This is a genomic window from Amycolatopsis sp. NPDC058340 (assembly GCF_042723975.1).
Lineage (GTDB): Bacteria > Actinomycetota > Actinomycetes > Mycobacteriales > Pseudonocardiaceae > Amycolatopsis.
The window spans coordinates 123121-134216 of record NZ_JBHXIB010000011.1 but is presented as its reverse complement, the minus strand read 5'-3'; the positions used below and the strand labels follow the sequence as shown (position 1 = coordinate 134216).

Here is an 11096-nt window from a genome sequence, read left to right as displayed (position 1 = left end):
AGGTCGCAGCGGGTTCACGCGTATGGTCACTTTCCGGACAAATCTCGGCTCCGTCCACAGGCTCTCAGCAGATGCGGGGAAGCTGTTCCCCGACAAGGACGTCGACGATCCGGGTCGAGCCGACCAGGGTGCGCGCACTGACCCGGCCCACCGGCCCGTCCGTCACTTCGCCGATGACGGTGGCACTCGCACCGTCGGGCCGCGCACGCATGGCGCGCAGCACGTCCTGCGCGGCTTCCGGGGCGACCAGCGCCACCAAGCAGCCCTCGTTCGCGACGTGCATCGGGTCGAGTCCGAGCAGTTCGCACGCCGCGGCGACCGGCCGCGGTACCGGTACCTCCGCTTCGGTGATCTCGATCCCCACGCCGGACGCGGAAGCGAGTTCGTTCAGGGCGCTCGCGAGTCCGCCCCGGGTGGGGTCGCGGAGGGTGTGCACGTGGGGCCCGCCCACCGCGAGCATCGCGGCGACCAGGTGGTGCAACGGGCGGCTGTCCGACGAGATCTCCGCCTCGAAGCCGAGACCTTCGCGTGCGCTCAGGATCGCGGTGCCGTGAAGGCCGATCGGGCCGGACAACAGCACCAGGTCACCTGGCCTGCCCGCGGTGGCGGACGGTCGAGCACCGCCGGGCCGAAGCCCGATACCGGTGGTCGTGACGTAAAGACCGTCAGCCGCACCACGGCCGACGACCTTGGTGTCCCCGGTGACGATCTTGACACCGGCCGCGATCGCGGCGGCCGCGGCCGAGCGGGTGACCCGCCGCAGTTCGTCGATCGGAAAACCCTCTTCGATGATGTAGGCGAGGCTCAGCGCGACCGGCATGGCGCCGCGCATCGCGAGGTCGTTGACAGTGCCGTGCACGGCCAGCGAACCGATGTCCCCACCGGGGAAGAAGCGCGGTGTCACGACGAATCCGTCGGTCGTGAACACGGTGTCCACGCCCCCGACACCGACGACCGCGGCGTCTTCGAGCGGATCATCGGTACCGAGTTCGGCGGTGATCACGTCGGCGAGCAGCTCGGCCATGAGCTGCCCGCCGGAGCCGTGTCCGAGCAGCACCCGTTCGGTTTCGGCCTGCGGTACCGGGCAGACGAGTTCTTCGAGACCGGTCATTTCGGCTCCAATCCGCGTCCGGCGTTGTGGAACGCCGCGCAGGTTCCTTCGCCCGAGACCATCGGCGCGCCGAGCGGGGTCCGGGGGGTACAGGCCGTTCCGTAGGCCTGGCAGTCGGTCGGAAGCCGGGTGCCACGCAGGATCTCCCCCGCGATACAGGCCGGTGATTCCCGGGTGACGATGGCGCCGGTCGCGAACCGCCGGTCCGCGTCGAAGTCCGCGAATTCCGGGGTGAGCGCGAGTCCGCTGGCGGGGATCTCGCCGATACCGCGCCATTTCCGGTCGGTCACCCGGAACACGCGGTCCACGGCGTCGCGGGCGGCGGTGTTGCCGGTCCGGCTCACGGCTCGTACGTACTGGTTCTCCACCACGGCACGGCCGCTTTCGAGCTGCCGCACCGCCATCAGGATGCCTTCCAGCAGATCGAGCGGCTCGAAGCCGGTCACCACGATCGGGACGCCGTACCGGGCGGCGATCGGCTCGTACTCGGTCCAGCCCATCACCGCGCAGACGTGCCCGGCGGCGAGGAAGGCCCGGACCTGGTTGTCCGGCGCGTCCAGCAGCGTGGTGATCGCGGGTGGCACGAGAACGTGGCTCACCAGGACACTGAAATTGGCGACGCCGGCCTTGGCCGCGTCCAGCACCGCCATCGCGTTGGCGGGGGCGGTCGTTTCGAACCCCACGGCGAGGAACACCACCTCGCGGTCCGGGTTCTCCCGTGCGATCCGTACGGCGTCGAGCGGTGAGTAGACGACGCGGACATCGGCGCCGCGTGCCTTGAGCGCGACGAGATCGCCGGACGTGCCGGGCACCCGGAGCATGTCGCCGTAGCTGGTGAAGATCACTTCCGGCCGGGCGGCGACGGCGAGCGCCTTGTCGATGATTTCGAGCGGGGTCACGCAGACCGGGCAGCCGGGACCGTGGATCATCCGCATCCCCGAGGGGAGCAGTTCGTCGATCCCTTGCCGGACGATCGTATGCGTTTGGCCGCCGCAGACCTCCATCACCGTCCACGGCCTGGTTGCGGTGGCGCGTAGTTCGCCGAGGAGTCTGCGCGCGAGTACGGGATCCCGGTATTCGTCGAGGTGTTTCACGGCCCCAGCTCCGTCTCGATCGCGTCGGGCATCGCGCGCAGCACGGCCAGCGTTCGCGCCGCTTCCTCCTCGTTCACCACACTGATCGCGAAACCGACGTGGACGATCACGTGGTCACCGATCCCGGCCTCCGGTGTGTAGGCGAGGCAGACCGGTCTCCGCAGGCCGTCGAAGTCGACGATCCCGCCGCGCGGGAAATCCTCCTCCACGCTCACGATCCGGCCGGGGATACCGAGACACATGGCTTACCTCCCTGCCAGCAACGCCGCCGCGACGGCCGCCTGCCCATAGCTGATCCCACCGTCGTTGACCGGGATCCGTTCGCCGGTGAACACGCGGAAACCCAGTCCGGTCAGGGAACCGGTGACCGCGTCGGTGAGCCTGCGGTTCTGGAACACGCCACCCCCGAGACACACCGTCTTCGTGCCGCTGGTCGCGGCGGCCTCCGTCACCAGGGCGACGGTGACCTCGGTGATCGTCGTGTGGAACCGCGCCGAGAGCTCGCTCGCGGGCCGAGTCGAGCCGAGGAGTTCACGCAGGGCCGGTACGGGGTCGTAGACCCATAGGCCACCACGCCGATGCAGCTTCCACGGGAGCGGCTCTCGCCTCGGTTCACCGGAGGCGGCCGCCTCGAGCAGAACGGCCGCTTCACCCTCGTAAGTGTTCGTTTCGCAGAGCCCGAGCAGTGCCGCCACCGCGTCGAAAAGCCTTCCCGCGCTGGAGGTCAGCGGGCTGTTCACGCCGCGCTCGATCATCCGCCGGACCAGCGCGCTCTCCCCGTTCTCCTGGTCGAACGGCAATGAGGGTTCCCCGAAATCCTCCGCGCCGATCAGGTAGCCCGAAGCCATCCGGCCGGGGCGCCGGACGGCGACCTCGCCGCCGGGGAGCGGCACGTGACCGAACCGGGCGAGCCGCCGGTAGCCGGTATACGAAGCCAGCAGGATCTCGCCGCCCCAGAGCGTTCCGTCGTCACCGAAGCCCAGCCCGTCGTACGCGACGCCGATGAAGGGTCCTTGAACCCCGTGCTCGGCGGCCGTCGCGGCGACATGGGCGTGATGATGCTGCACCGGAATGCGGCGCTCGCGGGGCCACTTGGCCGCGTACAGCGTCGATCGATACCGGGGATGCCGGTCGTGCGCACAGAATTCTGGGGTCACGTTCGTCCACCGGCACAGCCTGTCGGTCGTGTGCTCGAAGGCTTCGAAGGCCGCGACGTCGGTGAGGTCGCCGATATGCGGGCCCGGCACGGCGTGCTCACCGGCCGCCAAGGTGACAGTGTTCTTCAGTTGCGCACCCACCGCCAGCACGGGCTCCGGCGAGGCGGTGGGCAACGGGACCGGGGCGGGCGCGTACCCGCGGGCGCGTCGCACGACCCGGCCGGCGCGGATAACCGAGTCGTCGTGACGGGAGAGGATCGGCCGGTCGTGCCCGAGGATGCCGTCGGACAGCGGTCCGAGCGCGGACCGGGCCTGCTCGTCGGAGATCGCGATCGGTTCACCGGCGCGGTTTCCGCTGGTCACCACCAGCGGACGGCCGAGGTCGTGCAGGAGAAGGTGATGCAGTGGGCTGTTCGGCAGGAACAGGCCGATCTCGGGCAGGTGTGGTGCCACGGCGTCGGACACCACGGTTCCCAGACGCGCTTCGAGGAGCACGATGGGGCGCGCCGGAGAGGAAAGCAGTCCGGCGCTCTCGTCGTCCACAAAGGACAGCTCGGCCGCTTCGCGGAGATCACGTGCCATCACCGCGAACGGCTTCGCCGGGCGGTGTTTCGCCGTTCTCAGCCGGCCGATCGCCCGGTCGTCAGCCGCGTCGCACACCAGCTGGTACCCGCCGATCCCTTTGATCGCCACGACGCCGCCATTGCCGATCGTCTCCACCGCCGCCGCGAGGGCCGCCTGCCCGGTGATGCCGGCCCAGGACAGTCGTGGTCCGCAAGCCGGGCAGGCAACGGGTTCGGCGTGGAACCGGCGGTCGCCGGGGTCGCGGTACTCCGTGGCGCAGGACCCGCACATCGGAAACCGGTTCATCGTCGTCCGGACGCGGTCGTACGGAAGGTCCTCGACGATCGTCGCCCGCGGGCCGCATCCGGAGCAGTTGACGAACGGATACCGGTAGCGCCGGTCGGCCGGATCGAACAGTTCCGTCAGACAGGCCGCACAGGTGGCCAGATCCGGTGAAACTGCGCGAGACCCCCTGCCGGGCGCACTGTCGCGGACCGAGAAGCCGCTCTCGGACTCTCCGGCTGGCAGCTGGGTGACGGTCATGCGTTCGACCTTCGACGGCGACGGCGCACCGTCGAGTACGTCACGGTGGAACGCCTCGAGTACTTCCGGCCGCCCGGACGCGGTGATCACCACATGGCCCCCGACATTGCGGACCTCGCCGTCCACGCCGAGCGCCGTCGCGACACGGTGGACGTGCGGGCGGAATCCGACCCCTTGGACCGTGCCGTGCACCTCGATCCGCTGGGTCACGTTCGCACCGGTCGTCATGGAGCCTCCTGTTCGGATGCGCTCCAGGATCAACGATGCCGCGGAGGCAGGGGGAGGGCAGAACGTCCCGGACCGCCCGGCCCAACGACCTGTCCGGCCGAGCGGACGCCGGGTAGGACCCGGCACCGAATTCACCCACTGAACGGTTCGGGCCGTCGATCGTTTCGACATCCGGCTCGTCGCTCCAGTGCCGAAGGCCCCGCCACACCGTGACCTCCGGCCGCAGCCTCGGGTTTCCGCCGCTGCATATCGTCGGCTGGGTCGATTTCCGAATGCTCGGTGCACTGGAGGAGCGAATTCATGGCCACATCCGGGGGATCTCCGGTCGTCGCGGCGGTGAACGGTTCGGCCTCGTCGATGAAAACGGCGTTGTGGGCGGCCGAGGAAGCACGCATGCGGGATACCGAGCTGAACCTCCTGATGGCCTACGGGGTCGATGGCGCTCCGTTCGGTAACCGGTCGTTCCCGCCCGACGTGTGGCTGAAGACCAAAGAGGCGATAACCCACGAAGTCCTGCGTGAGGTCCGTGAGAAGACCGAATCGGCTGTGCCCGAGGTGCGGGTGACCACGATCGTCGCCGAAACCGGCCCGGTCGCCGCGATGACCGAGGCTTCGGCACGGTCGCGGCTGCTGGTCATGGGCCCGCCGACCGGGGAGATCACCAGGTTGTTCGCCGAGTCGGCCGCCGACACGTTGTCGTCGGTGTCGCAGTGCCCTGTCGTCGTAGTCCGTGGTTCGAGCGATAGCGGACCAGTGGTGGTCGGTGTGGACGGCAGCCCGTTCAGCGAGAAGGCGATCGCCTGGGCATTCGAAGAGGCGTCGGCCCGCGATTCCCCCTTGGTAGCGCTGCACGCCTGGCATGACGGTGACATCGCCGGCCTGTTCACGGGAGAGGGTGCGCTGCCCTTCCCCGGCGAATCGGTGCGCGAGACCGAAGCACGGGTCTTCGAGCACCGGCTCGCGGGATGGCGGAAGAAGTATCCGGACGTGCCCGTCGAGCAGGTGATCGTCCGCGACAGGCCGCGTCACCGGCTGCTCGAGTCGAGTGCGAAAGCGCGACTTCTGGTCGTCGGCAGCCGTGGCCGCGGCGGCTTCGCCGGGCTAGTTCTCGGATCGACCAGTCACGCCTTGGTACACCACGCCCAGTGCCCGGTGATGGTCGTCCGGGCGACGCGCGGGGGAGCCGAGTGATGGAGGCGACCACTGTCGATCGTGAGAATGTCGCGCACTTCGGGCTTCCCGTTCCCGAAGTGCTGCTGTTGACCGAAACCGACGCCGTCGCCGGGCTTTCCCGCGAGGTATGGCGGCAGCGGCTGGCGGAAGTCGGTCCGAACGAACTGCCACCTCGGCGGGGCCGGAACTGGGCGGTGCGGCTGCTCGGACAGCTGCATCATCCGCTGATTTACGTTCTCCTCGCGGCGGCGGCCGTCACCGCGGCCCTCGGCGAAACCGTGGATGCCTCCGTGGTCTTCGGTGTCGTCGTGGTGAACGCGATCATCGGGTTCCTCCAGGAGGCGCGCGCGGAACGGGCGCTGGACGCGCTGGTGGCGATGGTGCGGACCGAGACCACCGTCGTCCGGGACGGTGTCACCGAACGGGTGCCCTCGGTGGAGCTGGTACCGGGCGACGTCGTCCTGCTCGAGGCGGGTGATCAGGTCGGTGCGGATCTTCGTCTGGTGGCCACCGGTGAACTGCGGATCGACGAGTCGGTACTGACCGGCGAGTCCGTGCCGTCGGCGAAGGATTCCCTCGTACTGCCACCGGATACCGCGCTGGCCGATCGCACCAACATGGCGTACTCGGGCACCTTGGTGACCTCGGGGACAGGGCGCGGGGTCGTGGTCGCGACCGGTGCGGGCACCGAGATCGGCCAGGTGCATCGCCTGGTCGGGACGACGGTTTCGGTCCAGACACCGTTGACCCGCAAGCTCGCCAGGTTCAGCCGCCTGCTGACGATCGTGATCCTCGGCCTCGCGCTGTTCGGTGTCGCGGTCGGGTTGCTGCGCGGCCAGCCGCCCGCGCAGATGGTGACCGCCGCCGTCGCCCTCGCGGTCGGGGCCATTCCCGAGGGCCTTCCGGCCGCGGTCACCGTGACCCTCGCGATCGGGGTGGCGCGGATGGCGCGCAGGCACGCGATCATCCGGCGGCTTCCCGCCGTGGAAACCCTGGGCAGCACGACGGTGATCTGCACTGACAAGACCGGGACGCTGACCGCCAACGCGATGACCGTCCGCGAGCTCGTGGTGGCTGGGCGCGGATACCGGGTCTCCGGCATCGGGTACGCGCCGGAGGGGGCGGTGGTACCCGCGCCCGACGCGGCGGCGCGAGAATGCCTGCTTGCCGCTTTGGCGTGCAACGACGCCCGGATCGCGGAAGAGGACGGCCGATGGCGGCCGGTCGGGGATCCGACCGAGGCGGCTTTGGTGGTCGCTGCCCGCAAGGCCGGCCTGGACGCGGGCGACGTACCGGAACGCGTCGAAGTCCTGCCCTTCAGCTCCGAACGCCGGTTCATGGCGACGAAGCACGTCAATGGGGTCGTCTATGTGAAGGGGGCTGTCGAGCGTTTGCTCGAGTTGGCCGGTGCCGGTCACTGTGCCGAGGCCGAAGCCATGGCGACCGAGGGGCTCCGGGTCCTGGCGATCGGGCGCGCGGTCGATGTCGAACTCTCCGAAGAGGGATTGCGGGGCAACGTCGTCGTACTCGGCCTGGTCGGTATGCACGATCCGCCACGTCCGGAGGCGATCGAGGCGGTTCGCGCCTGCCAGGAAGCGGGTATCGAGGTCACCATGATCACCGGTGACCATCCGGCGACCGCACAGGCGATCGCGGCGGAGTTCGGCATCGGATCGGTCCACGCGAGGGTGTCGCCGGAGGAGAAACTCCGCCTGGTCAAGGAGATTCAGGAGCGTGGCGAGGTCGTGGCCATGACCGGGGACGGCGTGAACGACGCGCCGGCGCTCCGCCGTGCGGACATAGGCGTGGCCATGGGACGTGGCGGCACCGAGGTCGCGAAGCAAGCGGCCGACATGGTGCTCGCCGATGACAACTTCGCCTCCATCCGGGCCGCGGTGGAGGAAGGCAGGGCCGTCTTCGACAACTTGCGCAAGTTCATCATCTGGACGTTGCCCACGAACATGGCCGAGGGGCTGGTGATCCTGACCGCGATCCTGCTTGGCACCGCGTTGCCGATCCTGCCGGTGCAGATCCTGTGGATCAACATGACCACCGCGGTCGCGCTGGGCCTCACTTTGGCATTCGAACCGCGTGAACCGGGCGTGATGAAGCGCCCGCCTCTGCCGCCTTCGCTGCCGCTGCTGACCGGCGCGCTGGCCGGCCGCACGGTGTTCGTCTCGGCGATCCTGCTCGCGTGTTCGTTCGGCGCGTTCCAGTGGCAGGTCGCCGCCGGCGCGTCGCTGGAGTTGGCGAGGACGGTCGCGATGAACGTGTTCGTCGGCGGCGAGATCGCCTACCTGATCAACTGCCGGTCCCTGGAGAATCTCCGGCCGCATGTCGGATTCCTGCGCAACCGCTGGCTGCCCGCGGGTATCGCGCTGACCATCGGGCTGCAGCTCGTGCTGACCTACGTGCCGTTCATGAACACTCTGTTCCACACCGCGCCGATGCCATGGCACACCTGGATCCCGATCCCCGTGCTGGCCGCACTCACCTATGGCCTCGTCGAACTCGACAAGGCACGGCAGCGGCGCCGGTCACGAGCGGGCCGCGTGCAGCCGGTGCCCAGTGGCACGACCACTTCGGTCAAAGGACGACAGGCGCCGCGAACGGAGCGCCGAAGGTGATCGAGCGGACGACGGGAGCGCTGTGGGAAGGCGTCGCAGGGAAAGCCAGGAGGTCACCGGAGGTGGCAAGGAGGATCGCGACCGGCAGCAACGCCGAGCGAGTGTCAACTTCGCTTGCCCCGGGTACGGGCGAGCACCGGCGAGACCAGAGCGGCCGTACCACTCAGGCCCCACCGGTCCAGCAAAGTCCTTAGTGGACAGTCGGGGACGCCGCCGTCCTACAGCGCGGCTTTCACTGCCGGGCGGGCGGGACGACGGCCACCGGAGAAGCGGAGTGGTGGATCAGCGCCTGGCTCGTGGAGCCGAGGAGCAGGCCGCGGAAACCGCCTCGGCCGCGAGAGCCGACCACGACGAGCTGGGCGTTTTCGGAGTGTTCGAGCAACGTGTGCGCCGGCCGGTCGCGAACGACGACACTCTCGACGGGCACGTCGGGATACTTGCTTCGATAGGTGCCGAGCTGCTGATCCACCAGCCGCGCCTCGGCTGCCTGAACGGTCTCCCAATCCAGCGCGGAGCCGAATGCCCAGGCGTTGCCCACGGCGAAGTCCGACCACGCGCGCACGGCGACCAGCCGCGTACCGCGTGTCGCGGCGGCGTCGAAGGCGAAGGCCAGAGCCGCGTCACTCGTCGGTGAACCGTCCACACCGACGACGACCGGTGCGTCCTGCGGCCGATCCGCTCCCCGGACGACGACGACCGGGCAGTGTCCGTGCGTCGCCACCGCGACCGCGATCGAACCGACCAGCAGCCCGGTGAATCCGCCCAGTCCGCGGGAGCCCAGCACGATCAAGTCCGCCGAGGCCGATCGCCCGATGAGGTGCTCGGCGGCGGCTCCGCCGCGCAGTTCGGTGGTCACGCCGACCTCGGGGGCAGCTTCCCTTGCCGCCTCCGCGGCCGCCGCGAGCACTTCCCTCCCCTGTTCGGTCAGCGCGTCGGCGTAAGGCCTCGGCAACTCGACCCCAGGCGGCATCCGCACCGGGATCAGCATGCAGGCATGCGTGATCGACAGCGGTGCCTTCCGTCTCGCCGCTTCGGTCGCGGCCCATCGCGCCGCTTGGACGGCCGAAGAAGAGCCGTCCACACCCACCACCACCGGTCGCATTTCTGGTGCAGTCATCGTGTCCTCGAATCGGGAGTAAGTTCGCCAGCCGCGCGCCATGGGCGGTGCTGATCACGCCCTCCACCGTGCCGTTCCAGGGGTTCCGGCCCCAGTGCCATCGGCCGAGTTCCGTAGGGACCAAGGTCCCGATCGAGTACTCCGAAGATCCCTTGGTGCCGCATCCCGTTCCCGGCAGGATCGGGAAAGAGACCGGTCGTGGCCGCGTCGGCGCCTTTGCGAAGCCTGGTCCCACTCCCCGAAGAAGGAGAATTCGTTGCTGTCCACAGCATCCGCCGAGGTGGTTCGTGCCACCTTGCCCGTCGTGCGCGCGCACGCCGTGGAAATCACCGGTGAGTTCTACTCGTCGATGTTCGCCGCGCATCCGGACCTGCTCGACCTGTTCAACCAGGGCAACCAGGCGGATGGACGGCAGCAGCTCGCGTTGGCCTCAGCCGTGGCCGGCTTCGCGGAGCACCTGGTCAGCGAAGCCGGCGACGACACCGCGCCGTTCGACCGGGTCGCCGAGCGGATCGCGCACAAGCACGTGTCGCTGGGCATCCGGGCCGAGCAGTACCCGATCGTCGGTCACCACCTGCTCAACGCCGTCGGCACCGTCCTCGGCGCGGCGGTCACCCCCGAAGTCTTCGCGGCGTGGCACGAGGTCTACTGGCTGCTCGCCTGCCGGCTGATCGCCGCCGAAGCCCGCCTCTACGAACGTGGCGACCTCGATCCCGCCCGGCTCTGGCGCCGGTGGCGCGTGGCCAAACGCCTCGATGAGGCCGTCGACGTGGTCTCGTTCACCTTGGTGCCCGATGACGGGGCGGCCGTACCGGACTTCCTGCCCGGCCAGTACGTTTCGGTCGCTGTCGACCTGCCCGACGGCCGTCGGCAGCCTCGCCAGTACTCACTGTCGCACGGCCCCGGGCGGGGTTCGCTGCGGATCACCGTCCGCCGCGTTCGCGGCCACGACGGTGCCCCGGACGGCGTGGTTTCCAATCACCTGCACGACCACGTCACCGAAGACCAGGTCCTGCTGCTCGGACCACCCGCCGGCGAGACGACACTCGACATCGGCGACGGTCCGGTGCTCCTGATCAGCGCCGGGATCGGGATCACCCCGATGGCCGCCATGCTGGATCACCTCGCCCGCACCCAGCCGACGCGGCGGATCGTCCTCGCCCACGCCGATCGCTCACCCGCCCAGCACGCGCTCCGCCGTGAATGTGCCCAGATCGCGTCCGGCCTCGGCGAGGTCGACGAACTGTACTGGTACGAGAACGACCACGACGACCGCTCGCGGTCCGGCCTCATGGATGTCGACGTGCTGCCGCTGACCCCGGGTACCACCGCCTACCTGTGCGGTCCGCTGCCGTTCATGCACAAGATCCGCGATGGGCTGGTCCGCCGCGGCCTGGCCGCCGAGCGGGTTCACTACGAAGTGTTCGGTCCCGGGATGCTCGACTGACCCTGGGTGAAGTACGTGAAGGCCCCCTTCATTGC

At 69.3% G+C, this 11096-nt stretch carries 8 protein-coding genes; 3 read left to right on the top strand and 5 right to left on the bottom strand.

Going from position 1 to position 11096, the window contains the following annotated elements:
- Nucleotides 1-64 precede the first annotated feature (64 nt).
- Genes hypE through hypF form a run of 4 tightly spaced genes read right to left on the bottom strand, consistent with a single transcriptional unit; the run spans nucleotide 65 to nucleotide 4697 of the window.
- Entirely contained in the window at nucleotides 65-1111 is a 1047-nt protein-coding gene (hypE, locus tag ACFWIW_RS16175; RefSeq protein WP_378369159.1) for a hydrogenase expression/formation protein HypE, read from the bottom strand.
- The gene (gene hypD / locus ACFWIW_RS16170) at nucleotides 1108-2205 is read right to left on the bottom strand and encodes a hydrogenase formation protein HypD (RefSeq protein ID WP_378369158.1); all 1098 of its coding nucleotides are present in this window, start codon (nucleotides 2203-2205) and stop codon (nucleotides 1108-1110) included. Before hypD ends, hypE begins: the two co-directional genes overlap by 4 nt.
- Nucleotides 2202-2447, bottom strand: coding sequence for a HypC/HybG/HupF family hydrogenase formation chaperone (locus ACFWIW_RS16165; protein WP_378369157.1), 246 nt, complete (start codon nucleotides 2445-2447; stop codon nucleotides 2202-2204). The genes hypD and ACFWIW_RS16165 overlap by 4 nt, the downstream gene beginning before the upstream one ends.
- Nucleotides 2448-2450: 3 nt before the next feature.
- Entirely contained in the window at nucleotides 2451-4697 is a 2247-nt protein-coding gene (gene hypF / locus ACFWIW_RS16160; RefSeq protein ID WP_378369156.1) for a carbamoyltransferase HypF, read from the bottom strand.
- 300 nt (nucleotides 4698-4997) lie between these two features.
- Between hypF and ACFWIW_RS16155 the strand changes: the two genes are divergently transcribed.
- Nucleotides 4998-5888 carry a universal stress protein gene (locus ACFWIW_RS16155; RefSeq protein ID WP_378369155.1) on the top strand — a complete coding sequence of 297 codons (891 nt, stop codon included), beginning with the start codon at nucleotides 4998-5000 and terminating at the stop codon, nucleotides 5886-5888.
- Nucleotides 5888-8497, top strand: coding sequence for an HAD-IC family P-type ATPase (locus ACFWIW_RS16150; protein ID WP_378369154.1), 2610 nt, complete (start codon nucleotides 5888-5890; stop codon nucleotides 8495-8497). The genes ACFWIW_RS16155 and ACFWIW_RS16150 overlap by 1 nt, the downstream gene beginning before the upstream one ends.
- Nucleotides 8498-8729: 232 nt before the next feature.
- On the opposite strand, the gene ACFWIW_RS16145 is transcribed toward ACFWIW_RS16150, so the two are convergent.
- Nucleotides 8730-9614 carry a universal stress protein gene (locus tag ACFWIW_RS16145; RefSeq protein WP_378369153.1) on the bottom strand — a complete coding sequence of 295 codons (885 nt, stop codon included), beginning with the start codon at nucleotides 9612-9614 and terminating at the stop codon, nucleotides 8730-8732.
- Between the two features lie 256 nt (nucleotides 9615-9870).
- On the opposite strand from ACFWIW_RS16145, the gene ACFWIW_RS16140 reads away from it, so the two are divergent.
- Complete coding sequence (locus ACFWIW_RS16140; protein WP_378369152.1) at nucleotides 9871-11061, top strand: globin domain-containing protein; 1191 nt, start codon at nucleotides 9871-9873, stop codon at nucleotides 11059-11061.
- Nucleotides 11062-11096: the final 35 nt, after the last annotated feature.

Bases quoted from the DNA above. Each gene is read 5' to 3' on its own strand.
- hypE (WP_378369159.1), bottom strand. From the start codon at position 1,111: ATGACCGGTCTCGAAGAACTCGTCTGCCCGGTACCGCAGGCCGAAACC.
- ACFWIW_RS16165 (WP_378369157.1), bottom strand. From the start codon at position 2,447: ATGTGTCTCGGTATCCCCGGCCGGATCGTGAGCGTGGAGGAGGATTTC.
- hypF (WP_378369156.1), bottom strand. From the start codon at position 4,697: ATGACGACCGGTGCGAACGTGACCCAGCGGATCGAGGTGCACGGCACG.
- ACFWIW_RS16155 (WP_378369155.1), top strand. From the start codon at position 4,998: ATGGCCACATCCGGGGGATCTCCGGTCGTCGCGGCGGTGAACGGTTCG.
- ACFWIW_RS16150 (WP_378369154.1), top strand. From the start codon at position 5,888: ATGGAGGCGACCACTGTCGATCGTGAGAATGTCGCGCACTTCGGGCTT.
- ACFWIW_RS16145 (WP_378369153.1), bottom strand. From the start codon at position 9,614: ATGACTGCACCAGAAATGCGACCGGTGGTGGTGGGTGTGGACGGCTCT.